General features: G+C 72.7%; 21 protein-coding genes. 7 read left to right on the top strand and 14 right to left on the bottom strand.

Features of this window, described 5'->3' with window-relative positions; genetic code table 11:
- The first annotated feature begins 14 nt into the window (after window positions 1–14).
- The gene (locus tag ACGFZQ_RS11535; protein WP_393840156.1) at window positions 15–593 is read left to right on the top strand and encodes a PadR family transcriptional regulator; all 579 of its coding nucleotides are present in this window, start codon (window positions 15–17) and stop codon (window positions 591–593) included.
- Window positions 594–650: 57 nt separating this feature from the next.
- Here ACGFZQ_RS11535 and ACGFZQ_RS11540 read toward each other — a convergent pair whose 3' ends face one another.
- From ACGFZQ_RS11540 to ACGFZQ_RS11555, 4 genes are all read right to left on the bottom strand, one after another.
- Window positions 651–1,799: a C40 family peptidase gene (locus ACGFZQ_RS11540; protein WP_393840157.1), complete on the bottom strand. Its 1,149-nt coding sequence runs from the start codon at window positions 1,797–1,799 to the stop codon at window positions 651–653.
- Between the two features lie 105 nt (window positions 1,800–1,904).
- On the bottom strand, window positions 1,905–2,387 hold the full coding sequence (locus ACGFZQ_RS11545; protein ID WP_393840158.1) for an RNA polymerase sigma factor: 483 nt from the start codon (window positions 2,385–2,387) through the stop codon (window positions 1,905–1,907).
- Between the two features lie 183 nt (window positions 2,388–2,570).
- Entirely contained in the window at window positions 2,571–3,236 is a 666-nt protein-coding gene (locus ACGFZQ_RS11550) for a M15 family metallopeptidase (protein WP_393840159.1), read from the bottom strand.
- An 85-nt stretch (window positions 3,237–3,321) separates the two neighbouring features.
- On the bottom strand, window positions 3,322–6,363 hold the full coding sequence (locus ACGFZQ_RS11555) for a BTAD domain-containing putative transcriptional regulator (RefSeq protein ID WP_393840160.1): 3,042 nt from the start codon (window positions 6,361–6,363) through the stop codon (window positions 3,322–3,324).
- Window positions 6,364–6,758: 395 nt separating this feature from the next.
- Between ACGFZQ_RS11555 and ACGFZQ_RS11560 the strand changes: the two genes are divergently transcribed.
- The 4 genes from ACGFZQ_RS11560 to ACGFZQ_RS11575 all read left to right on the top strand — a co-directional run bounded on the left by ACGFZQ_RS11560 (window position 6,759) and on the right by ACGFZQ_RS11575 (window position 11,217).
- Window positions 6,759–7,694, top strand: a complete 936-nt coding sequence (locus tag ACGFZQ_RS11560) for a hypothetical protein (protein WP_393840161.1) — start codon at window positions 6,759–6,761, stop codon at window positions 7,692–7,694.
- An 89-nt stretch (window positions 7,695–7,783) separates the two neighbouring features.
- Window positions 7,784–8,245 (top strand): hypothetical protein, encoded by a 462-nt coding sequence (locus tag ACGFZQ_RS11565; RefSeq protein WP_393840162.1) that lies wholly within the window; start codon window positions 7,784–7,786, stop codon window positions 8,243–8,245.
- Window positions 8,246–8,444: 199 nt separating this feature from the next.
- Window positions 8,445–10,493, top strand: coding sequence for a phosphocholine-specific phospholipase C (locus tag ACGFZQ_RS11570; RefSeq protein ID WP_393840163.1), 2,049 nt, complete (start codon window positions 8,445–8,447; stop codon window positions 10,491–10,493).
- 67 nt (window positions 10,494–10,560) lie between these two features.
- Entirely contained in the window at window positions 10,561–11,217 is a 657-nt protein-coding gene (locus ACGFZQ_RS11575; RefSeq protein ID WP_393840164.1) for an LURP-one-related/scramblase family protein, read from the top strand.
- A gap of 62 nt (window positions 11,218–11,279) precedes the next feature.
- On the opposite strand, the gene ACGFZQ_RS11580 is transcribed toward ACGFZQ_RS11575, so the two are convergent.
- Window positions 11,280–12,236, bottom strand: coding sequence for a hypothetical protein (locus ACGFZQ_RS11580; RefSeq protein WP_393840165.1), 957 nt, complete (start codon window positions 12,234–12,236; stop codon window positions 11,280–11,282).
- Window positions 12,233–13,027, bottom strand: a complete 795-nt coding sequence (locus tag ACGFZQ_RS11585) for a phosphatase PAP2 family protein (protein WP_393840166.1) — start codon at window positions 13,025–13,027, stop codon at window positions 12,233–12,235. The genes ACGFZQ_RS11580 and ACGFZQ_RS11585 overlap by 4 nt, the downstream gene beginning before the upstream one ends.
- A 249-nt stretch (window positions 13,028–13,276) precedes the next feature.
- Between ACGFZQ_RS11585 and ACGFZQ_RS11590 the strand changes: the two genes are divergently transcribed.
- Window positions 13,277–13,891, top strand: a complete 615-nt coding sequence (locus ACGFZQ_RS11590; protein ID WP_393840167.1) for a TetR/AcrR family transcriptional regulator C-terminal ligand-binding domain-containing protein — start codon at window positions 13,277–13,279, stop codon at window positions 13,889–13,891.
- A 153-nt stretch (window positions 13,892–14,044) separates the two neighbouring features.
- Here the strand turns inward: ACGFZQ_RS11590 and ACGFZQ_RS11595 are convergent, their stop codons facing one another.
- The 3 genes from ACGFZQ_RS11595 to ACGFZQ_RS11605 all read right to left on the bottom strand — a co-directional run bounded on the left by ACGFZQ_RS11595 (window position 14,045) and on the right by ACGFZQ_RS11605 (window position 17,594).
- Window positions 14,045–15,082 (bottom strand): DUF2510 domain-containing protein, encoded by a 1,038-nt coding sequence (locus ACGFZQ_RS11595; protein ID WP_393840168.1) that lies wholly within the window; start codon window positions 15,080–15,082, stop codon window positions 14,045–14,047.
- Between the two features lie 85 nt (window positions 15,083–15,167).
- Entirely contained in the window at window positions 15,168–16,310 is a 1,143-nt protein-coding gene (locus ACGFZQ_RS11600) for an anhydro-N-acetylmuramic acid kinase (RefSeq protein WP_393840169.1), read from the bottom strand.
- A gap of 3 nt (window positions 16,311–16,313) precedes the next feature.
- Window positions 16,314–17,594: an MFS transporter gene (locus tag ACGFZQ_RS11605; RefSeq protein ID WP_393840170.1), complete on the bottom strand. Its 1,281-nt coding sequence runs from the start codon at window positions 17,592–17,594 to the stop codon at window positions 16,314–16,316.
- Between the two features lie 181 nt (window positions 17,595–17,775).
- On the opposite strand from ACGFZQ_RS11605, the gene ACGFZQ_RS11610 reads away from it, so the two are divergent.
- Window positions 17,776–20,457: an ATP-binding protein gene (locus ACGFZQ_RS11610; RefSeq protein WP_393840171.1), complete on the top strand. Its 2,682-nt coding sequence runs from the start codon at window positions 17,776–17,778 to the stop codon at window positions 20,455–20,457.
- Between the two features lie 93 nt (window positions 20,458–20,550).
- Here ACGFZQ_RS11610 and ACGFZQ_RS11615 read toward each other — a convergent pair whose 3' ends face one another.
- The 5 genes from ACGFZQ_RS11615 to pcaH form a co-directional block, all read right to left on the bottom strand.
- Window positions 20,551–21,342 carry an SDR family NAD(P)-dependent oxidoreductase gene (locus ACGFZQ_RS11615; protein ID WP_393840172.1) on the bottom strand — a complete coding sequence of 264 codons (792 nt, stop codon included), beginning with the start codon at window positions 21,340–21,342 and terminating at the stop codon, window positions 20,551–20,553.
- 64 nt (window positions 21,343–21,406) lie between these two features.
- Window positions 21,407–22,525: a 3-oxoadipate enol-lactonase gene (gene pcaD, locus ACGFZQ_RS11620; protein ID WP_393840173.1), complete on the bottom strand. Its 1,119-nt coding sequence runs from the start codon at window positions 22,523–22,525 to the stop codon at window positions 21,407–21,409.
- Entirely contained in the window at window positions 22,522–23,889 is a 1,368-nt protein-coding gene (gene pcaB, locus ACGFZQ_RS11625) for a 3-carboxy-cis,cis-muconate cycloisomerase (RefSeq protein WP_393840174.1), read from the bottom strand. The genes pcaD and pcaB overlap by 4 nt, the downstream gene beginning before the upstream one ends.
- Window positions 23,886–24,488 (bottom strand): protocatechuate 3,4-dioxygenase subunit alpha, encoded by a 603-nt coding sequence (pcaG, locus tag ACGFZQ_RS11630; RefSeq protein ID WP_393840175.1) that lies wholly within the window; start codon window positions 24,486–24,488, stop codon window positions 23,886–23,888. The genes pcaB and pcaG overlap by 4 nt, the downstream gene beginning before the upstream one ends.
- Window positions 24,489–24,494: 6 nt before the next feature.
- On the bottom strand, window positions 24,495–25,268 hold the full coding sequence (gene pcaH, locus ACGFZQ_RS11635) for a protocatechuate 3,4-dioxygenase subunit beta (protein ID WP_393840176.1): 774 nt from the start codon (window positions 25,266–25,268) through the stop codon (window positions 24,495–24,497).
- Window positions 25,269–25,579 lie beyond the last annotated feature (311 nt).

Below are 25,579 nucleotides of genomic sequence, written 5' to 3' on the forward strand. Positions count from 1 at the left end.
GCTAGCGTGCACCCATGGCTCTGCGGAACGCGTTGATGGCCGCCCTCCTGGAGGGCGAGGCCTCCGGGTACGACCTCGCGAAGGGATTCGACGCGACGGTCGCCAACTTCTGGACGGCCACGCCCCAGCAGCTCTACCGCGAACTGGAGCGCATGGAGGCCGAGGAACTGGTCACCGCGCGCGTCGTCGAGCAGGAACGCCGGCCCAACAAGCGGTTGTTCTCGCTGACGGAGGCGGGCCGCGAGGCGGTGCGCGCGTACACCGCCGAGCCCCCGGCCCGGCCCGCGGTGGTCCGGGACGAACTCCTGGTCAAGGTGCAGTGCGCGGACGCCGGTGACATCGAGGCGGTCCGCACCGCCGTCGCCGGGCGGATGGACTGGGCCACCGCCAAACTGGCCCGCTACGAGCGGATCCGCCGGCGCCTGCTCGCCGGCCGCTCGGAGGAGGCGTACTTCGCGGAGGCGGAGCGCATCGGCCCGTACCTCACCTTGCTGCGCGGGATGTCCTTCGAGCGGGAGAACCTGCGCTGGGGCGAGCTGGCGCTGCGCAGACTTGACGAGCGGGCGGCCGTTCATCATCAACAAGTTGAGTAGAGGCAGGGACACGGACGGGGCGCCCGACTCGTCGGGCGCCCCGCGGCCGGGTCCGGATCAGCAGGTGGCGACCCCCGGCAGCCACGCCGGGCCCTTGATGTAGATGTTCGTCATCCACGCGCCGTTGGTCAGCTTGGACCAGGCGTCGTTGGTGTAGCCCTCGGCCGTGACCGTCTGGGCGTGGGCCTGGCAGACCACGTTGACCGTCGTGGGCTGCGGGAAGTAGTCGACGACGCCGGCGTTCACGTTCGGCTCGCTGTGCGTGCGCACCCCCGTGCCCCAGGTCTGGAACGCCGTGCTGCCCCCGCCCGGCGGCGGCGGGGTGTCACCGCCGCAGTCCGGGATGCCGGGCAGCTCGGCCGGGCCCTTGATGTAGATGTTGGTCAGCCAGGAGCCGTCGGCCAGCTTGGACCAGATGTCGTTGGTGTAGCCCTCGGCGGTCACCGTCTCCGCGTGCTCCTGGCACTGGACCGAGACCTGGGTCGGCCCGGCGAAGGTGTCCACGACGGAGGAGCGCACGCTCGGCGTGGAGTGCGTGCGCACCCCCGTGCCCCAGGTCTCGAACGTCGTACCGCCGTTGGCCGGCGGCGGCACCGGCGTCCCCGACGGGTTGATGCGGATCGCGCCCGCGTAGTCGCCGCCCGTGCGCACCGGGGCGACCCGGATGTGGGTGCCCGACTCGTACGCCTCGACCATCTGCCCGGCGCCCAGGTACATGGCGACATGGTGGATGTGCCCGCTGCCCCAGAACATCAGGTCACCGGGGACCAGGGGAGCGGTGCCCTGGGAGGCCGAGAAACGGGCCGAGGCCTGCGGGCTGTGGTACTGGTCGTCGGCCGTGCCGTTGAGCAGGTCCCGGCCGGTCGCCCGGTAGTACGCGTACCGCATCAGGCCCGAACAGTCGAAGCCCTTGCGTTCGTTGTCGTGCAGGCTGTCGGGGTCGGAGCCGTCGTAGTAGCCGTACGTGGCACCGGGGGTGGCGCCGTGCCCGCCGCCCCAGCTGTACCAGACACCGATCTGCGAGCAGGCCGCGCCGACGGCGGCCTCCGCGGTGGCCGAGGCGCCGGAGGCCAGCACCCCGCAGGTCGCGTCCTGGGCGGCGCGCGGGGCGGCCGCGTGCGCGGTGGCGGGAAGGAAGGCGATCAGCGCGATCGCCGCCGCGGCGGCGGTCGCCCGGCCCGGCGTGGTGAGTTCGGAGAGTCTCAAGGTGCACATCCTTGGTCGACGTGGAGCCGTGTACGGAGGTGTACGGGGGTCCGGTGACGTGCCGGATGCCGCGTCCCACCCCCGTCGGGACGCGGCACCCGGGGCTCAACCGGCCAGCGCGGCGCGCATCTTGGCCAGCGCCCGCATCCGGTTGCGCTGCACGGTGCCGCGATGGGCGCCGAGCCGCTCCCCGGCCGTGTCGTGGGTGAGGCCCTCCAGATCGACGAGGATCACCGCGGCCCCCTCCTTCGGCGAGAGCACGCTCAGCAGCGCGAGGGCGGTGGCCGAGGCCTCGTACGAGCCGAACCCGCCGTCCCAGCCCGCCTCGGGCAGCCGGTCGGTGGTGCGCTCACGGCGGGAGGGGTGCAGCCAGGAGTCGCGCAACAGGTTCAGCGCGACCGTGCAGGTGTAGGCGTACGGATGCTGCTGGTGCGTCAGATTCCGGGCGCGAGCCCGCCGGGACAGCCGCAGATACGTCTCCTGCAGCAGGTCGTCGGCGTCGTGCGGATTACCGGTCAGGGCCAGCAGCCGTCTGCGCAGTCTGGGCATGTCGGCGGTGAAGGAGGCGTCGAAGTCACCCGGACTCATGGGCGGTTGAGCCGCCTCGCCCGGTCCCCGCACGGTCTCGCGCGGGCTCGGTACGGCTTCGCGCGGGTCCTGCGCACATCTGCCGCCGTGGCTTTCCATGATCGTCCCCCGTTGGTCGTTCGCGGTCTTCGTGGTCTTCGCGATGTTGGTGGTCCGAGAGCGGAGTAGGTCGCGGCCCGCTGGTCAGACGGCCCGGACGGAGGCGGCGGCGGGCCCGTAGCGGGCGGCCGGCGCACCGCTCAGCAGGGCCCAGTACCGGTCGCCGTAGGACCAGTGCCACCACTCCGTGGGGTAGTTGACGAAGCCGGCCGTGCCCAGGGCCTGCGCCATCAGCGCCCGGTTGGCGCGCGCCTCGGCGCCGATGTCCGGTGCCCCGGTACGGCAGGCGCCCGCGCTCTCCTCCGGGGTGGCGTTGACCTCCGTGCCCAGCGGCAGCTCGGTGCCGTCGACCGTGCACAGGGTCAGGTCCACCGCACCGCCGCTGACATGGGGCGCCACCTCCGGCGGGGAGATGTAGGCGCTGGCCAGCTCGCGGATCCGGCCCGGCGGGGCGTCGGGGTGGGCCACGCGCAGCGTCGCCGCGTACTGCTCGAAGTAGCGGCGCTGCAGATCGGGCGGCCGGTACCCCTCCACCACCAGGAACCTGATCCCGGCGGGCAGCAGCGACTGCGCGTCGAGGAGCCGGCTGAGCGCCCCCGAGCGCAGCCGTGCGTAGCTGCCGTCGGCGTCGGCCTGGCGGGGGTCGATCAGCAGGCCGGGAGTCCCGCGCAGGTCGACCAGCGGTTCACCGCACTCCTGCTCGGTGACCGCCGCGACCCGGGAGTCGGAGAGCGTGATGATGTCCGTCACGCAGACAACAGTGCCCGGCCCCCCTGCAATTGCCCTGCAGGTTCCCTGCAAGCGGGTCGCCAGGGCTCCTGCAGCCCCCACCGGGTTACGACGACGCGTCGTCCCGGCGTTCCCGGGCCTCCCTGCCGCCCACCGACCGGAACACCTCCATCGCCTGTGCCCGGGCCGCCCGCGCGGCCTCCGCGTCGCCGTCCGCCGTCCATACCTCGGCCAGGTCCCAGACCGTGCGCGCCCGCCACAGCGACAGTCCCAGCTCCGCCCAGAGAGCCGCCGCGTGTTCCAGCGGCTCCCGGGCCCCGTCGGTGTCCCCGGCCGCCAGCCGCGCCTCCCCGAGCGTGCGCAGCACCAGCGCCTCGCCGAACCGGTCCTGCCGCTCCCGGGCCACCTCCAGGCAGCGCACCAGCCGCCGCCGCGCCTCCTCGCTACGGCCCGTGCGCAACTCCACCTTGGCCAGGGACTGTTCGGTGTACATCGCGCCGAAGGTGTCGTGCAGGTCGGTGAAGAGCCGCAAGGTGTCGTGCAGCAGCCGTTCGGCCTCCGGGTACCGGCCCTCGGCCCGGTCGCACAGGGCCAGCGAACGCAGGGTGAGCCCCTCGCCGTGCAGGTCGGCGGCGGTCCGGTAGAGGTCTAGGGCGCGGGACAGCGCCTGGCGGGCCGCCGGGCCGCGCCCCTGCTCGCGGTGCACGTACCCGATGCCGTACAGCACCCGCGCCAGGGGGCCCACGTCACCGTCGTCGCCGTACCGCTCCAGCGAGGTCTCCAGCAGCTCCAACGCCTCGGTATAGCGGGCTTGTTCGCGGCGGGCGGTGCCCATCCCGGCCAGTGCCGCGGCAGCCCCCTCCGTCGAACGCTCCTCGAACAGCCGCAAGGCGTCCGCGAAGTAGGTGTAGGACTCCTCGAACCGGTCCTGCTCGTAACGGAGTTGGCCGAGGCCTGCCAGCAGCCAGGCCTCGCCCTCGACGTCCCCGCTGCGGCGCACCGCCGCCATGGCCGCGGTGTGCGAGCGGGACCAGGCGTCGAACTGGTTGTACAGCGCGGCCGAACTCGCTATCAGGGCCCCGGCGAGGTCCCGGGCGGCCCGCGCCATGCCGTGGTCGGCGCAGTGCGTCACGGCGGCCAGCAGCCCGGCCTGCTCGGCGGCGAACCAGGCCGCGGGCCGGGCGAGCAGCGCCTCCTCGGTCTCCGGGTCGAGCGGGCGGACGGCGGCCGGTTCCGGGAAGTGCCGTACCGCGCCGCCGGGGCCGCGGGCGGCCGCCTTCCGGGCCAGGTCCAGCCAGCAGCCGACGAGGCGCAGTACCGCGGCGGTACGCTCCTCGGCGCTCTCCTCGGAGAGACAGCGCTCACGGGCGTGCTCGCGGGCGAGGTCGTGGATGCGGTAGCGGGCGAGGCCGGTGCCGTCCACGCCGATCACATCGATGAAGTGGCAGTCCACCAGCCGTTCGACGGCCTCCTCGGCCTCCTCGGTCCCTATGCCGAGCAGCGGAGCGGCGATCCAGGCCGCGAAGTCGGGCAGGTCCAGCAGGGCGAGGCGGCGCAGGGCCTGGCGCTCCTGCGGCGCGAGGTCGGCGTAGCCGAGCTGCAGGCTGGTGCGCAACTCCAGGTCCCCGGCGCTGAGTTCGCTGAGCCGGCGCTGCTCGTCGCGCAGTCGTGCGGCGAGCCGGCCGGGCGCCCAGTGCGGGCGGGCGGCCAGCCGGGCGCCGGCGATGCGCACCGCGAGCGGCAGCCGCCCGCACAGGGCGACGATCTCGGTGGCCCGCTCCGGGTCCGCCCCGGTCCGCCCCTCGCCGGCCACCCGGCGGAACAGGTCGAGGGCCTCGGCCTCGTCCGGCACGGCGAGGTCCAGATGGGCGGCGCCCTCCAGGGCCACCAGCCGGCGGCGGCTGGTGATCAGCACCGCGGAACCGGGCCCGGGCGGCAGCAGCGGCCGGACATCCGCCTCACCGGCCGCGTTGTCCAGGACGATCAGGACCCGCCGGTGCCCGACGTGGGTCCGGTACAGGCCGGTCAGCTCCTCGACGCCGGCGGAGACGGTGTCCGGGTCGACCCCCATCGCGCGCAGCAGCCGGGCGAGGGCGTCGGCGGGCTCCAGCGGGGTGGTGTCGGCGGCCCTCAGGTCCACGAACAGGCGGCCGTCGGGGAAGAGTTCGGCGGTGCGGTGGCCGACGTGCACGGCGAGGGCGGTCTTGCCCATGCCGGATCGTCCGGAGATCACCCCGATCGGGGGTGCGGTCCGGCCGGTGTCGCCGACGCTCCGCAGCAGCTCGGTGGCCCACTTGATCTGCTCGCCGCGGCCGACGAAGTCGGCGATGTCGGGCGGGAGATGAGAGGGTGCGGGCTCGGCCCCGCGGGGCGCGGGCACCGTCCGGGCCGGACGTCCGGTTCCCAGCAGGCCCGTGTCGCCGGTCAGTACGGCCTGGTGGACGGCGCGCAACTCCGGGCCCGGGTCGATGCCCAGCTCGTCACGGAGAACCGCGCGGCCCTCCTGGAAGACGTGCAGCGCGTCGGAGACCCGGCCGGCGCGGAACAGGGCGGTCATCAGCTGGCCGCGCGGCCGCTCCCGCAGCGGATGCGCGGCGACATGGGCGAGCAGCGGCGCGATCGCGCCTTCCGCTCGGCCCAGCTCCAGCGCCAGCCCGAAGGACTCCTCCTGGGCGACGAGCCGCAGCTCCCCGAGCCGGGCCGCCTCGATCCGGGCGAACGACTGGCCGAGCCCCTCCAGCGCCTCCCGGCCCCGCCACAGCCCCAGCGCCTCGGCCAGTGCCTCGGCGGCCTCCTCCGGACGTCCCGCGGATCGCCCCGCCGCGAGGAGTTCCTCGAAGCGGCGGGCGTCGACCCGGTCGGGGGCGAGGTCGGCGACATAGCCAGGGGGGCGGGTGCGGATCACCTCGGCGGTGCCGACCCGGGACAGCGCCCGGCGTACGGCGGAGACATGGGTGGCGACCAGGGCGCCTGCGGTGGCCGGGGCCTCCTCGTCCCACACGAAGTCCACCAGGCGCTCGGTGGAGATCACCTCGCCCAGGTGCACGACGAGTGCGGCGAGGACGGCCAGGGGTCTGGAACCGCCGAGCGGAGCCCGCCGGCCCCCTTCCCAGACCTCCACCGGGCCGAGCAGACGTACTTCGAACATCGGTCCCCGATCGCTCCTGGCGGATGCCGGCAACGATATCGGCGGGCGGCGTCCGGGCAGGGCGAAGACCGGGCTGTCGTGACCGGATCCGTGCTGTCCGATCGGTGGTACGGCACCCTCCGCGACGCCCGGTACGCCGAACAGGGGCGGGGCCGACGGGGCTTGGGGGAGGGCTCTCCCCGCCGCCGCAGTTGGCTGGTTTCTGTGGGTGGCCATAGCGGCCCCTGTGCGTCAGACGGGTGGCCGGCGGCCCTCGTATGACCGCGCCTCCGAACCGGTCACGAAATCCGTCGCGCCGGAAATTCCCCGCGTCCGCATGTCATACGAACGCCCCGCCGGCACCGTCAACGGCCCGAAAGCACCGAGCCGTTCGCCGCAGCCCAGGGAGTTGCCCGATGAAGCGCCCCGCCTTCCGCCGCAAGGTCGCGTACCTGAGCGCCGTCGCCGCCGTGGCGGCGCTCGCCCTCACCGGCTGCTCGGGGGCGTCCGGCGACGACCCGGCACCGGTCGGCGCGGCCAAGGCGCGCGAGCTGACCTACGCCGAGGACCTCCGGGTCTCGGACGCCGAACAACGCCTGATCGCCCAGTGCATGGCCGGCCGCGGTTTCCGCTACTGGCCGGACAGCTCCCTGTCCCTGGCGGAGAGCAGGCCGCTCGGCTACGTCCAGGACGACGTCCGCTGGGCCCGGACCTACGGCTACGGCAGCCGGATCGCCGCGAAGGAGGACCGCGCCCGCCTGCACAACCCCAACGTCGCCTACCGCAAGAAACTTTCGGCAGTCCGCAGGACCGCCTACGACACCGCGCTGGACGGCGGCCGCAAGACGGAGCTGCTGCGTACCGCGGTCCCCGGCGGCGGCTCGGTCAGCAAGCAGTCCGGCGGCTGCGACGCGTCGGCCGAGCGCACGCTGTACGGCGATCCGGCCACCTGGTTCCGGCTGGACACCACCGCGAGCAACCTGCGCCCGCTGTACGTCGGCAAGTTGCTGCACGACCGGCGCTTCGCCGCCGCCGTCCACGACTGGGCGAGCTGCATGAAGCGGGCCGGGCACCCCTACCCGGACCCCGACGCGGCCCGGCAGGCCACCCGGGAGCACCCCGCCGTCCAGAGCCGGGCCGAGGAGGCCCGGAGCTTCGCCGCCGAGACCCGGATCGCCGTCGCCGACGCCACCTGCGCCCGCGAGGTCTCCCTCAAGTCCGTCGGCCAGGACCGCGAGGCCCACTACCTGGCCCAGCTGAACGCGGAATACGGCACGCAGCTGGACGCCTACCGGCAACTGCGGCAGCGCGCCCTGGCACGCGCCGAGCGGCTTGTCCCCGCCCGCGCCTGACACCGGCAGGCGCTCCACGAACTCCGCGGCACCCCGCCGCGGCACCCACGCACACCCACCGCCTCCCACGAGGCAGATCGGAATCCATCATGCGCAAACTGACCCTTGCCCTCGCCACCCTGGGCATCGCGGCCCTTGGCCTCTCCGTGCCGGCGAACGCCCACGCCGTCTCCGGCTGCAACGCGAAGTGGCCGGGCCGGGACGGCTACGTGCGGGCCTGGCGGGACGCCGACTGCCAGGGTGAGCTGCTCGGTGCCACCGTGGGCAACGACCCCAACTGGAGCGACAGCTTCGATGCCTTCCAGGTCTCCGACGCCAACGCCGCCTCCTCCGTGATGAACAGCGGCTTCGTCGGCGGCAAGGACGTCGTCGCCTTCTACTACACGCCGGGCTACCCGTCCTCCGCCTACGGCTGCCTCAAGCCGGGCGAGCTGTACGTGGACAACCTCGCCCGCAACCACTTCACCAACGGCGAGAACATGAACGACAACATCATGTCCCACGTGTGGGTGGCGTCCAGCGCCTGCGCCCCGGGCTCCTTCATCAGCTGAGGTCCCACGCCGGCCACGGCCGCCCGGGCCGTGGCCGGCCCCGCCTTCTTACCGATTACCTACCTCCCGTACCGCCGACTTTCACATCCGCGCCACCGGACCCTTCCCTGACGTTCGATGCCCTTGGAACACTCGCACCCGCGCACAATCCGCCCTGTTCCGGCCATCCCGTGCGTCAGTGATGAGAGGTCGCTCACCCATGCCCGAAGTAAACCGGCGCCGATTCCTCCAACTGGCGGGCGCCACCACGGCGTTCACCGCGCTGTCCAACAGCATCGAGCGCGCCGCCGCACTGCCCGCGAACCACCGCACGGGGTCGATCGAGGACGTCGAGCACATCGTCGTCCTGATGCAGGAGAACCGTTCGTTCGACCACTATTTCGGCACCCTCAGGGGCGTCCGCGGCTTCGGCGACCCGCGTCCGGTCACCCAGAACAACAAGTCCGTGTGGAAGCAGTCGAACGGCACGAAGGACATCCTGCCCTTCCACCCGGACGCCGACGACCTGGGCCTCGCCTTCATCCAGGACCTCCCGCACGGCTGGGCCGACACGCACACGGCCGTCAACAACGGCAAGTACGACAAGTGGGTGCCGGCCAAGGGTTCCACGACCATGGCGTACCTGAACCGGGACGACATCCCGTTCCACTACGCGCTCGCCGACGCCTTCACCATCTGCGACGCATACCACTGCTCGTTCATGGGCTCCACCGACCCGAACCGCTACTACCTGTGGACGGGTTACACCGGCAACGACGGCCAGGGCGGCGGCCCGGTCCTCGGCAACGACGAGGCCGGCTACTCCTGGACGACGTACCCCGAGCGCCTGGAGAAGGCGGGCGTCTCCTGGAAGATCTACCAGGACGTCGGCGACGGCCTGGACGCGGCCGGCGGCTGGGGCTGGATCCAGGACGCCTACCGGGGTAACTACGGCGACAACTCGCTGCTCTACTTCAAGCAGTACCAGAACGCCCAGCCCGGCGACCCGCTGTACGACAAGGCCCGCACCGGCACCGACGCGACCAAGGGCGAGGGCTTCTTCGACCAGCTCAAGGCCGACGTCAAGGGCGGCAAGCTGCCGCAGATCTCCTGGGTCGTCGCCCCCGAGGCCTTCACCGAGCACCCCAACTGGCCCGCGAACTACGGCGCCTGGTACATCTCCCAGGTCCTCGACGCGCTCACCGCCGACCCCGCGGTGTGGGCGAAGACGGCCCTGTTCATCACGTACGACGAGAACGACGGCTTCTTCGACCACGTGGTCCCGCCGTTCCCGCCGGCCTCCGCCGCCCAGGGCAAGTCCACGGTCGACCCGGCCCTGGACCTCTTCAAGGGCGACGCGAGCCACGCCGCCGGCGCCTACGGCCTCGGCCAGCGGGTGCCGATGATCGTCGTCTCCCCGTGGAGCAAGGGCGGTTACGTCTGCTCCGAGACGCTCGACCACACCTCGGTCATCCGGTTCATGGAGAACCGCTTCGGCGTCCACGAGCCCAACATCTCGCCCTGGCGGCGCGCCGTCACCGGCGACCTGACCGCCGCGTTCGACTTCTCCCGCAAGGACACCAAGCCGGTCGCGCTGCCCTCGACCGACGGCTACCAGCCGCCGGACAAGAACCGCCACCCCGACTACGTGCCCACCCCGCCCGCCAACCCGGTGCTGCCCAAGCAGGAGCGCGGCTCGCGGCCCACCCGGCCGCTCAAGTACGCCCCGCTGGTGGACGGTTCGCTGGACGCGGCGGCCGGCAAGCTCACGCTCACCTTCGCCTCCGGCACGCAGGCCGGCGCCGCCTTCCTGGTCACCTCCAACAACCGCACCGACGGCCCCTGGAGCTACACCACCGAGGCCGGCAAGTCCGTCTCCGACACCTGGAACTCGGCGTATTCGGGCGGCTCGTACGACCTGACCGCGCACGGCCCGAACGGCTTCCTGCGCAGCTTCCAGGGCCCCGCCAAGGTGGCAGGCCCCGAGGTCACCGCCCGGCCGCACGGCGACGACATCGAGCTGACCTTCACCAACAAGGGCAGCGGCACGGTGAAGCTTGCGGTGGCCGACGGGTACGGCGGGCGGGGCCGCACGTTCACGGTGCGCGCCGGAGCCACCGTCAAGCACATCGCCCACCTCAACCACAGCGACCAGTGGTATGACCTGACGGTCACCTCCGAGTCCGACGCGACCTTCGTGCGTCGGTTCGCGGGGCACGTGGAGAACGGGCGGCCCGGGGTCAGCGACCCGGCGATCAGCAGCGAGTGACAAGGGGTTGAGGGCCGCATCGTGCGGAACTGATCAGGTACCGGTCACATCGGGGTAGTGTGCCCCGGTGACCACGCAATCGAACACTCCTGCAGACTCGTACCGCGATCCGCACGGTGCGTCCCAGACACTCTTCACCGAGCCGGTCCTGGTGGTGAACCAGAAGGCCAAGCTGATCGAGCTGACCAACGAGTACAAGGTCATGGACCAGCACGGCCGGGAGATCGGCTCGGTGGCCGAGGTCGGCCAGAGTGCGCTGAAGAAGATCCTGCGCTTCGTCTCCAGCCTCGACCAGTACATGACCCACCGGCTGGAGATCCGCGACGCGTCCGGTCAGCCGCAGCTGCTGCTGACCCGGCCCGCGAAGATCTTCAAGTCCCGGGTGATCGTGACCCGCCCGGACGGTTCGCAGGTGGGTGAGATCGTCCAGCAGAACATGATCGGGAAGATCAACTTCGCGATGATGGCGGGCGACCAGAAGGTCGGTGCGATCAAGGCGGAGAACTGGCGCGCGTGGAACTTCGCGATCGTCGACCACGCCGACACGGAGGTGGCCCGGATCACGAAGACGTGGGAGGGGCTCGCCAAGACGATGTTCACCACCGCCGACAACTATGTGCTGCAGATCCACCATCAGCTGCCGGAGCCGCTGCGGAGCCTGGTGGTGGCGACGGCGCTGACCGTGGACACGGCGCTGAAGCAGGACTCTCGAGGGCTGGGCTGAGGGTCGTCCGCGGGGCCGTGGCGGCTGGTCGCGCCTACGGCCCCGCGCCCCTGAAGGGGCGCTCAGAGTGCCGTGAGCTGTCCGGGCTCCTGCTTCTGCTGGGGGAGTAGTGCCTGCTCCGCTGCCACCCGTGCCGACTCCAGGGCCAGCACCGCGGCCACCGGGTGCTCGTCGTCGTCCGGTTCCACGTGCCGGGCCGCCGGAGTCACCCGGGTCAGCAGGAACACACCCCAGGAGGCGAGGCCCGCGCCCGCCAGGGCGAGCAGGATGCCCGCCGCGCCGCCCTGCAGGCCCTGCCCCAGCAGGGTCAGGCCGATGACCGCCGCCGCAACCGGGTTGGACAGGGTGACCACGGCCAGCGGGGCGCCCAGGCCTCCTCGGTAGGCCATCTGGGAGAGCAGCAGGCCGCCCACCGCGAACGCGGCCACCAGGAGCGCCACCACGATCACCTGGACGCTCAGGACCGGGCCCGAGCGGTCCGTCGCCGCCACCGTCACCGTCTGGGTGAGGGCCGAGGCGACGCCCGAGGCGAAGCCGGAGGCGGTCGCATGCCGCAGGCCCGGCCGGGTGCCGGGGCGGGACAGGACGCCGATCAGGGCGGCGGTCGTACCGGCCACCGTGAGGGCTTCGGTGAGGCTCAGCACCCGGTGGGGTGCGGGGCCGGAGGCCGTGACCAGCAGGGCGCCGAGACCGAGCAGGGTCAGGGCCGTGCCCCGCCACTCCGTCGCGCTGACCCGGCGCCCGGCCACCCGCGCGCCCATCGGCACGGCCGCGACCAGCGTCAGCGCGCCCAGCGGCTGTACGAGGGTGAGCGGGCCGTACCTGAGGGCCACGACGTGCAGGAGCGCGGCGCCCGCGTTGAGGCCGACCGCCGCCCACCAGGCACCGGAACCGAGCAGTCGTATCAGACCGGCGCCGGAGTTCCTCGACGCGAGCCGTTCCTGGGCGACGGCGGCGGCCGCGTAGGCCACGGCCGAGACCAGGGAGAGAAGGACGGCGATCAGGGCCGCGGTGCTCATCGGCCCGCCCCTACCAGTGCGGGCTCCTCGGACACGAACCGGCGGGTGCCGCGTCCGGCCGTGGTGGCCGTGCGGTGCGGCGGGTGGATGAGGGCGAGGGCGGCGCCGAGCATCGCGGTGGCGACGATCGCGTCCAGCCAGTAGTGGTTCGCGGTGCCCACGATCACCAGCAGGGTGATCGCCGGGTGCAGCAGCCACAGCCAGCGCCATCGCGAGCGGGTCGCGACGATCAGGCCGATCGCCACCATCAGGGCCCAGCCGAAGTGCAGCGAGGGCATCGCCGCGAACTGGTTGGAGAGGTGGTCCCTGGCGGGCGGGCCGTAGACGGAGGGGCCGTACACCCGGGCCGTGTCGACGAGGCCGGTGGCGGCCAGCATTCGCGGCGGTGCCAGCGGGAACGTGAAGGGGAGAACCAGGGCGGCGGCGGTGACCAGCGCGAGGACCCGGCGGGCCCAGACGTAGTGCGCGGGCCGCTTCAGGTAGAGCCAGATCAGGAAGGCCAGCGTGGCCGGGAAATGAACCGTGGCGTAGTAGGTGTTGGCCAGGTGTACGAGGGCGTCGCCGTGCAGCAGTGCGGACTGCACGTCGACCTCCGAGGGCAGGTGCAGTGTCCGTTCCAGGTCCCAGATCCGGTGGGCGTTGTGCAGGGCCTCGGCGGTATGGCCGGTGGCCAGCTGCCGCCCGAACTTGTAGACGAGGAAGAGTCCTGCGACGAGCAGGAGCTCACGGACGAGCGGCGGCCGGGCTATCGCCCCGGGCTCCGCTGCTGCCGGCTCGGACTGGGATCTCATCCCAGGCCCCCTCACTGACGGTGTGCTGTGCCGAGTCCGGACGGTGGCCCGAACTCACCGGTACTCATCGATACGAAAGCGTACCGATACGTCACTGTACCGATACGCCACTGTACCGATACGGCGGAGTACCGGTACAGTGGCGTATCGATAGACGTAGGCCACACTGGTTGTAGGTTTCCGCCCGGGTAGAACGGCGGGTGGGGACCGGATGATCCGCAAGTGATGCGCGAGTGAGGAGTAGGGCACATGACGTCGCAGGCCGCGGACGAACCGGAGACGGTTGCCGCCTCGCGCCGCTCCAAGATCACGCCGGAGCGTGAGCGGGAGTTCTTCGACGCCGTGCTCGAACAGATCCGCGAATGCGGCTACGACTCCGTGACCATGGAAGGGGTCGCCTCCAGCACCCGGTGCAGCAAGTCCACGCTCTACCGGCAGTGGAAGACCAAGCCGCAGTTCGTCGCGGCCGCGCTGCGGGCCAACCGCGAGGTGCGCTTCGCCGGCGTCGACACCGGGTCACTCGCCGGGGACCTGCGCGAGGTGGCGCGGGCCGCGGGGGACTGGTCGAGCAAGGACACCAAGCTGCTCTCGGCGCTGGGCCACTCGCTCCACTCGGACGTGGAACTGGCGCAGGCACTGCGCGAGGCGCTGGTCGAACCCGAGATCGCCGCGCTCCAGGTGATCCTGCGCCGTGGTGTCGAGCGCGGCGAGGTGCCCGAGGGGCATCCGGCGCTCGACTATGTGCCCGCCATGATGTTCGGCGTCCTGCGGGTACGGCCGGTGCTCACCGGCGAGTACGCCGACGCCGACTATCTCGTCCGTTTCGTGGAGGCCGTGGCGCTGCCCGCACTCGGACTGACCTAGACCCAGGTCGCCGTCCACGGGATGACTGGACGGTGACCTGTTCGCGCCGCACCGTGGGGACGGGGGCGGCGCGCACCCCCCGGCCGGGTGGGGCTCCCCTTTGAGCGGAGGGGCGCTCCACCCGGCCGACTGACGTTTCCGGTGCGGGGCGGATCAGACGGTCTGGCCGTCGCCGCCGCCGGAGGACACCTTGATGCCCTTGGTGATGTCATCGATCACCGACTGGTCCTGGCCGACGTCGACACCGAACCGGACCACCACGATCTGCTGGGCGTTCGAGGGCGACGGGAAGGCCAGTGATTCGACATAACCGTCGGCGCCCTTGCTGGTCACCGCCTTCCAGCGGACCAGATAGCCCTTCTGCCCGGCCACGGTGACGGCCTTGGAGGCCAGCACCTCGTGCGAGGTGATCGAGCCGTAGGTCTTGCCGCCGTACGACTCCGTGGCGTTGGCCGAGATGTCCGCCTTGGCGACCTCCTCGGCGGTGTCTCCCTTGGTGCCCAGCACCAGCGCGGGCGCCGAGTAGGCGCCGCCCGCGGTGCAGGACTGGGAGGTGTCGCCGGGGCATTTGTAGGAGTTGTCGGAGGTGATCTGGGCGCCGACGTTGATCGCCTGCCCGGTCCAGCCCTTCGGCACCGGAATGCTGATGGCGTTGATGGAGTCCGGCACCGTGCCGCCGCCCTGGACCTTCGGAGCCTCGGACTGGCCGGGCGACGGCGACGCACCGCCGTCGGAACCGCCCGAGCCCGAGCCACCGCCGGACCCGGAGCCGCCCGACCCGCCGAACGGGAAGCCCTGCCCGCCGTTCTGCCCCTCGGGGCCGCCCTGACCGCCCGAACTCTGCTGCGTGGCCTGGCCGCCGCCGTTGTCGCCGCCGTCGGCGGAAAGCGCCCACGCGCCCACCCCGATGGCGACGAGGACCGCCACGGCGACACCGACGGCCACACCCGTGCGCAGCCCGCGCTTCCCGGTGGCCGGCGGCGCCGGATATCCCGGATACCCCGGATAGGCCGGGTACGGCTGGTGGGCCGCGTCGGCCGGCGACGGCGCCGGGGGACCCCAGTCGGCACCCGACCCGGCGGGGCGGGTCTGCTCCGTCCACGTCTTGCCGTCCCACCAGCGCTCAGTGGCCGGACCGTCACTTGTCTGCCCGGGGTCGGGGTACCACCCGGGGGGAGTCACCTGCGTCATGCCCCCACCGTATGAGGCATCGGTGAAAGTCGGATGAGAGGATCCGGCGACTTTCGGATGAGCCGATCCACCGCACTTCGTTATCTCATTCGATCCGCAGCCGCAGCGGCGGGTTCGGAGCCCGTGGTGGCAGGCGGGGACCGTCCCGCCCCGGGGTCAGAGAGCCCAGGACGCTCGGGTGGCGGGCGCCGGTGGCGGTCGGGGCGGTGCCCGGGAGGCCGTGGGCGGTGAGGAAGCCGAGGACCGCGAAGGCGTAGGCCTCCTTCGCGGCCGAGGGCAGACCGAGTTCGTCGGAGGCGCGGACGGGGGTCCCCGGCAGCAGGCCGCGCAGCAGCCGCATCAGCACCGGGTTGCGGGTGCCGCCGCCCGAGGCGATCACCTCCGTGGCTCCCACGCCGCGTACCGCGTCCGCCACCGTCCGGGCCGTCAGTTCGGTGAGCGTCGCCAGCGCGTCCTCGGCCGACAAGCCCTCCGGCGCCCGCCAGTACCCGGCGTGGAACAGTTCCTTGCCGGTCGTCTTCGGCGCGGGCAGCGCGTAGTACGGGTCCGCCAGCAACCGCTCCAGCAGGGGCCGGTCCGGACGGCCGCGCGCCGCCAGCGCCCCGTCCACGTCGTACGCCTGCCGGCCGCCGGTGGACTCCCGGGCCGCCGCGTCCATCAGCGCGCACCCGGGCCCGGTGTCGAAGGCCGTGCCGTCCGGCGCGGTGAGGTTGGCGATCCCCCCGATGTTCAGCGCCACCGGCGTGCCTGGCCGGCCGCGCAGCCACAGCAGGTCGACCAGGCTCACCAGGGGCGCGCCCTGGCCCCCGGCGGCCACGTCCCGGGGGCGGAAGTCGGCGACCACCGGCAGCCCCGTCGCCTCCGCGATCCAGGCCGGCTGCCCGAGCTGCAGCGTCCCGTGCACCCGGCCGTCCGCCACCCAGTGGAAGACCGTCTGCCCGTGCGAGGCCACCAACTCGGCCCGCCCGCCGCACAGTTCACGGTTCGCCCGGACCGCCGCCGCGGCGAACTCCTGCCCGATCCGGGTGTCCAGCAGGCACACCCGCGCCAGCGGTACGGCGGCCGGCGGCAGCGCGCCCGCGAGAGTCTCGCGCAGCTCGTCGTCGTAGGGCGTGCTCACCAGCCCCAGTGGTTTCAGCAGCAGCGTGTCGCCGGCCAGGCGCAGCTCGGCGGCGGCCGCGTCGACCGCGTCGTACGACGTCCCGGACATCAGACCGATCACCAGCACCGCTCAACCCGCCTTCGTCTCCCGTGACCGCACCAGCGCCAGCACGCTGACCGCGCAGGCCGCCGCCGCGTAGTAGCCGGGAACATCCAGGTTCCCGGTGCGCTTCACCGCCTCCGTGATGATGAGGCCCGCACAGCCCGAGAACACGGCATTGGACAGGGCGTAGGCGAGTCCCAGGCCCGTGCAGCGGGCGCGCGCCGGGAACATCTCGGCCAGCAGCGCGGGCCCCGGTCCGGCCATCAGCCCCACCACCGCGCCCGCACCGAACAGGGCCGCGCCCTTCACGCCGGCGGACGCCCCGCCGTCCTGGAGGAGGCCGAGCAGCGGCAGGGCCAGCGCGACCACGAGACCGGCGCCCGTCAGCATCACCGGCCGCCGCCCGATCCGGTCGCTGAGCAGCCCCGCCGGGAGGATCGCCGCCGCGAAACCCAGGTTCGCCAGCACGGTCGCCAGCAGTGCCGTGCGGAAGCCGGTGTGCAGCGCGGTCTGGAGGTACGACGGCAGCACGACCAGGAAGGTGTACCCGGCCGCCGACCACCCCATCACCCGTCCGACGGCCAGCGCGATCGCCCCGATGGACACCCGCGCCGCCCGCACTGCCCGCACGTCCGGCTCCCGGAACTCCGGCGTCTCGTCCAACCCCACCCGCAGCCACAGCGCCAGCGAGCCCAGCGGCAGCGCCAGCAGGAACGGCAACCGCCAGCCCCATGAAGCGAGCTGACTTTCCGTCAGTACGGAGGCGAGCCCGGCCGCCAGGCCCGCCCCGCCCAGCAGCCCCAGCGCCACGGTGAACGACTGCCAGGCCCCGTACAGCCCCCGCCGCCCCGGTGGCGCGAACTCGGTCAGTATCGCCACCGCGCCCCCGAACTCCCCGCCGGCGGAGAGTCCCTGAACGGCCCTCAGGAACGTCAGCAGCCAGGGCGCGAGCGCGCCGGCCTGCGCATACGTCGGCAGCAGGCCGATGAGCGCCGTGGCACCCGTCATCAGCGCGACCACGAGAATCAGCACCGGCCGCCGGCCGAGCCGGTCGGCCAGCCGGCCGAACAGGGCAGCGCCCAGCGGACGGAAGAAGAACGCCAGCCCGAACGAGGCATAGGTGCGCACCAGCCCCTCGGCCGCGCTGCCGTCCGCCGGGGTGAAGAACCGCTCGGCGACGACGGTCGCGAAATAGCCGTAGACACCGAACTCGTACCACTCGATGAAGTTGCCCACCGAGCCCGCCGCCAGCGCCCGGAGGGGCCGATTCCGGCCCGGTGCCGCCCGATCTTCGAAAACCAGCTTCATTTCCACGCCCGTTGACGGTCCGTTCGCTCGACAGCGGCAGGTCGGGGCAGTCCCGCGTCGCCCCGCCGCACCCGCTTTCACCCGTCACGGCAACAGCAGCCCGGACCCGCCTCCGGACAGCCAACAGGACGGCTACGCTCGTGGTCTGTACGTCGTTCGGGCGACTTGGGGAGGCAACGGGATGACGGAGGAACTACCCCCGGAGGACTCCTCTGCTCCGCTCTGGGAGCGCGACGCGGAGATCGCCGCCATCACCGAGGCACTCGACGTCCTGTGCGCCGACCGGTCCACCGCCGGGAACCTGCTGGTCCTGCGCGGCGAGGCCGGACTCGGCAAGACCGCGCTGCTGGCCGAAACCCGCCGTATCGCCAAGCGCCGTGGCTGCACCGTCTGGGCCACCCGCGGCGGCGAGACCCTGCGCAGCGTTCCCTTCAACGTGGTACGGCAACTGCTCCAGCCGGCCCTGGTCTCCCTGCTCCCCGACGAGGCCCGGGAGTACCTCGGCGACTGGTACGACATCGCCGGCCCCGCCCTGGGCATAACCGACCCCGGTGAGCGCCAGGCCGACCCGCAGGGCGTCTGCGACGGCCTGGTCGCCGCCGTCCGCCGGCTGGCCAAACGCGACTGGCCGCTGGTGCTGCTGATCGACGACGCGCACTGGGCCGACCAGGAGACCCTGGCCTGGCTCGCCGCCTTCGTGGAGCGTCTCGACGATCTGCCCGTCCTCGTCCTGGTCGCCCGCCGCCCCGGCGAGGTCGGCGGCGACAGCGCCCGCTACCTCGACACCGTGGCCGCCGCGGCCGCGAACCCCGTGCACAATCTCAGCGCCCTCACCCCGGACGCCACCGCCGGACTCACCCTCGCCACCCTCGGCGCGCACGCCGACGCCCCGTTCTGCCGCGAGGTCTGGGCCGTCACCGGCGGCAACCCCTACGAGACCGTCGAACTCCTCGCCAAGGTCCAGGACAGCGAGGTCGAACCCGTCGAGGCCCGGGCCGGTGAACTGCGCGCACTCAACCGGTCGGCCCGCGGCGGCGGCCTCGTCACCCGCCTCGAAGGCCTCGGCATCGACGCCACCCGGTTCGCGTGGGCCGCCGCCATCCTCGGCACCGGCATCTCCGTCGACCTGGTCGCCCAGCTCGCCACCATGACCGTGGAGGACGCCGGGCGCTGCGCCGAACTGCTGCGCAGCGCCCGTATCCTCACCGCACCCGACCCGGCCGGCTCCCGCACCCACGCCGGCGACCTGGAGTTCGTCCATCCGCTGATCGCCAGCGCCGTCTACAACTCCATCCCGCCGGCGATGTGCACCGCCATGCACGGCATCGCCGCCCAGATCGTCATCGACGACGGCCGCGGCATCGCCGAGGCCTCCCGCCACCTGCTGAAGGTGCATCCGGACGACGACGAGGAACTCGTCCAGCAGCTGCGGGACGCGGCCAAGGAACACCTCGCCGTCGGCGCCCCGGACGCGGCCCGCCGCTGCCTCGAACGCGCACTGCTGGAACCGCCCGTACCCGAGGTCCACGCGCGCGTGCTCTACGAACTGGGCTGCGCCACCCTGCTCACCAAGCCCGCCGTCACCATCGGCCACCTGCGGAGCGCACTCGGCATGCCCGGCCTCGGCGGCGCCGAACGCGTCGACGCCGTCTTCCGCCTCTCCCAGGCCCTTCTCCACAACGACCAGCTGGAGGAAGCCGTCCGCACGGTCGAGGCGGAGGCCGCCCGGCACGAGGAGGGCCCCGCCAGACTCCGGCTCCAGGCCGTCCAGTTCATGTGGGAGGGCATCGCCGGCGAGGCCGTCTCCCCGCACCGCTCCGAACGCCTCGGCGAGCTCGCCGGCACCTGCACCGGCCGGGACAACTCCGAGCGCGCCCTGCTGATGCTGCGCGGCTTCGACCTCCTCATCCAGGGGGAGAGCGCCGAAGAGGTCGTGGAACTGTGCGACCGTGCCCTCGTCAACGGCCGGCTCGCTCCCGGACTCGGCTGGACCGACACCGAGTGGGGCATCGAGCTGCTGCTGATGCTCGCCAACGCCTACGTCTACACCGATCGCCTCGACCGCGCGGAGAGCCTCTACAACGAGGCCCTGCGCGCCTACGAGTCCTCCGGCTGGAGTGGTGGCCACCTCGCCCTCGCCCACGCCTATGTGGGCCTCGGGCACCGCAGGCGCGGCCGGCTGCGGGACGCGGAGACATCCCTGCGGGAGTCCTTGCGGATCGCCGAGCGGGTCGGCCGGGGACTGCCCCTGTACTGGACGGCCACCTGCAACCTGGTCGACACGCTGCTCGCCCGCGGCCATGTCCAGCAGGCCTGGGAGACGGCCGAGCAGTACGGTTTCGCACCGCCGTACCCCTCCACGATCGTGATGCCGGACCCACGGTCCGTGCGCGGCCGGCTGCTGCTGGCCGTCGGCCGCACGAAGGAGGCCGTCAACGAACTGGAGGCCGCGGAGAAGGCGGCCGCCGCGCGCGGCCACTTCAACCCGGTGGTGGTGCCCTGGGCCCTCGACCTCGCCCGGGCCCTCGCGGGCGAGGACCCGGCGCGGGCGGCGCGGCTGGCGGCGGACGCGCGGCGGCAGGCCGAGCGGTTCGGCACGGACACCGCCATCGGGGAGGCGCTGCGATGTGCCGCCGCGCTGGAGACCGGGCAGCGGCAGGTGCGGCTCGCCTCGCAGGCGGTCGCCTATCTGGAGGCGTCGCCGTGTCAGTACGAGCATGCGGCGGCGCGGGTGGAGTACGGGATCGCCGCGCGGTCGGTGGCCGAGTTGAACCGGGGGCTGGCGTTGGCGCGGTCGTGCGGGGCGGACGGGTTGGTCGCTCAGGCGCGGGAGGTTCTGGATACGGGGCGGGGGTTGCGTTGACGGGTGCGTTTCGGGGTGCGGGTGCGTGGGGGCTGGTCGCGCCCGCGCGGCGGTAGCCGCAAGTCGATACGGCCCCGCGCCCCTGAAGGGGCGCTACAGCGCGAGGAGCTGATCGGTTACCGCTGACAGGCGTTTCTGTACGTCCTTGTCGTACGTCGCCTCGTGCGCCCGCGCCTTGCGCGTACCGTCGAAGTAGCCGCCCGTCCCCAAGTCCCGCGTTGCCAGGGCGAGAACGCCCGGTGCACCGTCCGCCACCGTGCTCCAGGGCGCCACCCCGCCCTCCCGTACCATCGCCGTGTCCATGAAAGTCGCGGGGTGCAGGACGTTCACCGAGACCCCCGTGCCCGCCAGCTCCTCCGCCAGGGTGAAGGTGTGGGCCGCCAGGGCGAACTTGGCTCGGCAGTAGGCCGCGAAGCCCTGATAGCCACGGGTGAACTCGGGGTCGTCGAAGTCCAGGGGCTCCTGGCCGGCCGAGCCCACGTTGACGATCCGGGCCGGGGCGTCGGCGCGCAGCACCGGCAGCAGGGCGTGGGTCAGAGTCACCGGGGCCAAATAGTTGACGGCCAGGCGCAGTTCGTGGCCGTCGGCGCTCAGTTCGCGCCCCGAGCCGGGCGTACCGGCGCCGATGCCCGCGTTGTTGATCAGTACGTCCAGGTCGGGACGTGCGTCGGCGACCCGCGCGCCCAGCTCGCGGACCTGCGCCAGCGAGGCCAGGTCCGCGACGAAGCCCTCCGCGTCACCCTCGGTGCGCAGCTCCTCGACCAGCGCCTCGGTACGGCCCGGATCCCGGCCGTGCGCGAGGACGACATGGCCGGAGCGGACCAGTTCGAAGGCGACGTACCGGCCGAGCCCGGAGGTGGCACCGGTGATCAGAATGGTGGACATGCTTCCAGCCTAGGCACGGACCACCACCGGATGCCTGATCCTGCTGGGGCTACGACTGCCAGGGTCACCCTTCCTCCTCGGCCAGCACCCGCTGGGCCGTCGCGAACGCCGAGTTCGCCGCCGGTACCCCGCAGTACACGGCCGTCTGCAGCAGTACCGCGCCGATCTCCTCCGGAGTGAGCCCGTTGCGCCGGGCGGCCCGTACATGCATGGCCAGCTCGTCGTGGTGGCCGTTCGCGACCAGCGCGGTGAGGGTGATCATGCTGCGTTCGCGGCGGGAGAGGGTGGGGTCGGTCCAGATCTCGCCCCAGGCGTAGCGCGCGATGAAGTCCTGGAAGCGGGCCGTGAACGGCGTCTGGCGGGCCTGTGCCCGGTCGACGTGCGTGTCGCCCAGTACCTCCCGGCGCACCGCCATGCCCCGCCTGGCGCCGCCGCCGAGGTGCGAGCGGAGCGCGGTGAGAACGGCCTCGGGACACTGCGCCGGCGCCAGGTGGGAGGAGTTGGGCAGTTCGACCAGCGTGGACGCCGGTACCGCGTCCGCGATCTCCCGCAGATGCGGCGGCGGGGTCGCGGGGTCCCGACGGCCCGCGATCAGCAGGGTGCGTACGGCGATCTCGCCGAGCCGCTCCCGCAGGTCGAAGGCGGCCAGCGCGTCGCAGCAGGCGGCGTACGCCTCCGGGTCCACGGTCCGCTGGTCCTCGATGAGGCGCGGCACGGTGAAGCCGGGCGTGAACCAGCGGGAGCCCGCGTTCTCCGCGAGCCACTGCACGCCCTCCCGGCGCACCCGCTCGGCCCGCTCCTCCCAGGGCTTGGAGCCGTTGAAGTGGGCGGAGGAGCAGATCACGGCAAGGCTCTCCAGCCGGTCCGGGTGGTGGACGGCCAGGTGCAGCCCGACCGCGCCGCCCAGCGACACCCCGGCATACCCGAACCGCTCGATGCCGAGCGAGTCGGCGAGTGCGAGCACCAGGTCGGCGAGGTCACCGACGGTCGCCCCCGCCTTGATCAGACCGGGTGCCGAGCCGCCGTGCCCCGGCAGGTTCCAGCGCACCACCCGGTGGCCGGTCGACAGTTCGGGCGCCACCGCGTCCCACAGGGCGTACGAGGTACCGAGCGACGGCCCGAGCAGCAGCGGGGGAGCGGAGGTGGGGCCTTCGGCGCGGTGGTTGAGAAGGTTCTCGATCAACGTCGCTCCAGTGCACGGTCGGTGAGGGCGCCGGCGGAGCCGGTGTAGCGGGCCGGGTCGGTCAGGTCGTCGAGGTCGATGTCCTTCAACTCGGTTTCCTCGGCGAGGAGTTCACGCAGCGTACGTCGCTCGGTGCCGGTACGGCGGGCGAGTTCGGTGAGCAGTTCCTTCGCCCGGGGCCGGCCGAGCACGGGGGCCAGTCCGGCGGACAGCCGCTCGGAGACGATCAGCCCACGGGTGAGATCCAGGTTCCGGCGCATCGCCTCCGGGTGCACCCGCAGCCCCTCCGCCAGCTCCGCCGCGTCCCGGGCCGCGCCCCCGACGGAGCGCAACAGGTCCCGCAACGGCTCCCACTCGGCGTGCCAGGCACCGGCCGGCCGCTCGTCCTCCGCGACCAGGGAGCCGTACAGGACGGCCGCGAGCTGCGGGGCCCGCCGGGCGGCGGCCGCGACGAGCGTGGACCGTACGGGGTTCGCCTTGTGCGGCATCGCCGACGAACCGCCTCCGCTGCCCTCGGAGAGCTCACCGATCTCGGTCCGGGACAGCGTCAGCACGTCCACGGCGACCTTGCCCAGCGCCCCGGCCGTGAAGGCGAGACACCCGGCGAGATCGGCGACGGGCGTACGCAGGGTGTGCCACGGCAGCAGAGGTGCGGTCAGCGCGAGTTCCCGTGCGTACGCCTCCGGCAGCTCCTCGGCATGTGCCGCGCCCCACGCGCCGAAGGCCGCCAACGTGCCTGCCGCGCCCCCGAGTTGCACGGGCAGCGACTCCCGGACCCGTTCTGTGCGGTCCCGGGCGTCGAGGACCAGCGAACGCCAGCCGGCCGCCTTCAGCCCGAAGGTCGTCGGTACGGCGTGCTGGGTGAGCGTACGCCCCGGCATCGGGGTGTCACGGTGTTCGGCGGCCGTCCGGGCCAGCGCCTGCCCGGTACGCCCGAGGTCGGCGAGGACCAGGTCCAGGGTGCGGGCGGCGACCAGCATCGTCGCCGTGTCCATGATGTCCTGGCTGGTGGCACCCCGGTGCACGTACGGCCCGTACTTCGCGCCGACCGCCTTCGTCAGATCGGCGACCAGCGGGATGACCGGGTTGCCGCCGGCGCGGGCGCGCTCCGCGAGGGCGCCGACGTCGAAGCGGTCCGGGTCGGCCGCCTCGGTCACCGCCGCCGCGGCCTCGGCCGGGGCCAGCCCCAGGGCGGCCTGGGCGCGGGTGAGGGCCGCCTCCGCGTCGAGGAGCGCCCGCAGCCAGGCGCCGTCCCCGGTCGCGGACGCGGCGGCGGACCCGGCCCACCCGGGACCGAGCAGCCCGGCGTCACCGCCGCCGTAACCCACTGGGGGCACCTCCCGCCCGGAGGGTGGGGGAGTCACTGGAACTCCAGGAAGACCGTTTCGCCCTCGCCCTGAAGGCGGATGTCGAAACGGTAGGTCCCCCGGCCCTCGTCGTCGGCGATCAGCGTGTCGCGTCGCTCGCCCACCCGGGTGAGCAGCGGGTCGGCGCCGAGCGCGGCGTCGTCGCCGGGCAGATAGATCCGGGTGAACAGGTGCATGAGCAGGCCGCGCGCGAAGACGCACACGCTGACGTAGGGCGCGCTGCGGCCGCGGGCGCCCGGCCGCAGCGTCCGCGCGTACCAGTGCCCGTCGGCGTCCGTCTGGATCCGGCCCCAGCCGGTGAACTCCACGCCGTTGCGGCCGAGGTAGTCGCCGGTCGCGGGGTCGCGCCGGATCGAGCCGTCGGTCGTGGAGACGTTCCCGTCCGGATCGGCGCCCCACAGCTCCACGAAGGCGTCCGGCAGCGGGTTGCCCTCGCCGTCGAGGACGTACCCGTGGACCGTGATCGTGTCCGGATGGCCGAGGGGCGCGATCTCCTCGCCGCCACGGAACGGCAGCGCGTAGCCGTAGAACGGGCCGACCGTGTGCGACGGCGTGGGCGGCACCTGCTCCGGGCTGTTCGTGTCGATCTTCGTCATGGCAGCTCAGCGCCCTTCTTCGAGCCAGGTGGCGTGCGGGCCGTCCAGCACGATGTCCCAGTGGTAGCCCATCGAGAACTCCGGCACGGACAGGCTGTGGTCGTAGGTCGCGACCAGGCGCTGCCGGGCCGCGTCGTCCGTCACGGACTGGATGATCGGGTCGTACGGGAACAGCGGGTCGCTCGGGAAGTACATCTGCGTCACGAGCCGCTGGCTGAACGCCGAACCGAACATCGAGAAGTGGATGTGCGCCGGACGCCACGCGTTGAGGTGGTTGCGCCAGGGGTAGGGGCCCGGCTGGACGGTGGTGAAGCGGTAACCGCCGTCGGCGTCGGTGATCGTACGGCCGACACCCGTGAAGTTCGGGTCCAGCGGGGCGTCGTGCTGCTCGCGCTGGTGCGCGTAGCGGCCCGCCGAGTTGGCCTGCCAGATCTCGATCAGCTGCCCCCGGACCGGCCGGCCGTCCCGGTCGAGCAGCCGCCCGGAGACGGTGATGCGCTCCCCGACCGGCTCACCGGTGTGCTGGCGGGTCAGATCGTTGTCGATCTCGGTGATGTCCCGCTCACCGAAGGCGGGCGAGTGCAGCTCCACCAGCTCCGGATCCTTGCTGGTGTCGATGGCGACCAGGGGTTGTTTCGGGTGCCGGAGGCCGGAGGAGCGGTAGGGGGCGTAGTCCCGGCGGGGGTGATGCTCGACGGGAGCGCCTTCGGCGACGCGCTTTTCGTACTCGGCGTGCCTGGCGGCGATCTCAAGGTCGATGTCGGCTTGGGTGAGTGTCATGGGAAGTCCTAGGTGAAGCGCCCTGCTCTCAGGGACGCGGGGCTGTATCGATGTGCGGCTCCGCCGTGTGGGCGCGACAGGCCACGACGCACCCGCAGGTGCCGTACGACCTATCGCTCCAGAACCAGCGCGAGCCGATGAGTCACCGTGACCACCTCGTCCATCCGTGAAGTCTCCTCTCGATCAAGGAATTAATCAGGGCACTGAGTATTTCAGCGAGACGCCTTCCACGCTGCCACTGGGGTCCGTACCCGTCAAGAGCTTGGCTGATGGCAGACGGGTGCACAGACAGGAGGTGGTAGCTGCGAGTA

Source organism: Streptomyces sp. NPDC048254 (assembly GCF_043201895.1).
Classification (GTDB): domain Bacteria; phylum Actinomycetota; class Actinomycetes; order Streptomycetales; family Streptomycetaceae; genus Streptomyces.

Excerpts from the sequence above, each read along its gene's own strand:
- ACGFZQ_RS11610 (WP_393840171.1), top strand. The coding sequence starts at position 17,776 with ATGACGGAGGAACTACCCCCGGAGGACTCCTCTGCTCCGCTCTGGGAG.
- pcaH (WP_393840176.1), bottom strand. The coding sequence starts at position 25,268 with ATGACACTCACCCAAGCCGACATCGACCTTGAGATCGCCGCCAGGCAC.
- ACGFZQ_RS11570 (WP_393840163.1), top strand. The coding sequence starts at position 8,445 with ATGCCCGAAGTAAACCGGCGCCGATTCCTCCAACTGGCGGGCGCCACC.
- ACGFZQ_RS11585 (WP_393840166.1), bottom strand. The coding sequence starts at position 13,027 with ATGAGATCCCAGTCCGAGCCGGCAGCAGCGGAGCCCGGGGCGATAGCC.
- ACGFZQ_RS11590 (WP_393840167.1), top strand. The coding sequence starts at position 13,277 with ATGACGTCGCAGGCCGCGGACGAACCGGAGACGGTTGCCGCCTCGCGC.
- ACGFZQ_RS11595 (WP_393840168.1), bottom strand. The coding sequence starts at position 15,082 with ATGACGCAGGTGACTCCCCCCGGGTGGTACCCCGACCCCGGGCAGACA.
- ACGFZQ_RS11565 (WP_393840162.1), top strand. The coding sequence starts at position 7,784 with ATGCGCAAACTGACCCTTGCCCTCGCCACCCTGGGCATCGCGGCCCTT.
- ACGFZQ_RS11580 (WP_393840165.1), bottom strand. The coding sequence starts at position 12,236 with ATGAGCACCGCGGCCCTGATCGCCGTCCTTCTCTCCCTGGTCTCGGCC.
- ACGFZQ_RS11545 (WP_393840158.1), bottom strand. The coding sequence starts at position 2,387 with ATGAGTCCGGGTGACTTCGACGCCTCCTTCACCGCCGACATGCCCAGA.
- ACGFZQ_RS11560 (WP_393840161.1), top strand. The coding sequence starts at position 6,759 with ATGAAGCGCCCCGCCTTCCGCCGCAAGGTCGCGTACCTGAGCGCCGTC.
- ACGFZQ_RS11535 (WP_393840156.1), top strand. The coding sequence starts at position 15 with ATGGCTCTGCGGAACGCGTTGATGGCCGCCCTCCTGGAGGGCGAGGCC.
- ACGFZQ_RS11615 (WP_393840172.1), bottom strand. The coding sequence starts at position 21,342 with ATGTCCACCATTCTGATCACCGGTGCCACCTCCGGGCTCGGCCGGTAC.
- ACGFZQ_RS11605 (WP_393840170.1), bottom strand. The coding sequence starts at position 17,594 with ATGAAGCTGGTTTTCGAAGATCGGGCGGCACCGGGCCGGAATCGGCCC.
- ACGFZQ_RS11555 (WP_393840160.1), bottom strand. The coding sequence starts at position 6,363 with ATGTTCGAAGTACGTCTGCTCGGCCCGGTGGAGGTCTGGGAAGGGGGC.
- pcaG (WP_393840175.1), bottom strand. The coding sequence starts at position 24,488 with ATGACGAAGATCGACACGAACAGCCCGGAGCAGGTGCCGCCCACGCCG.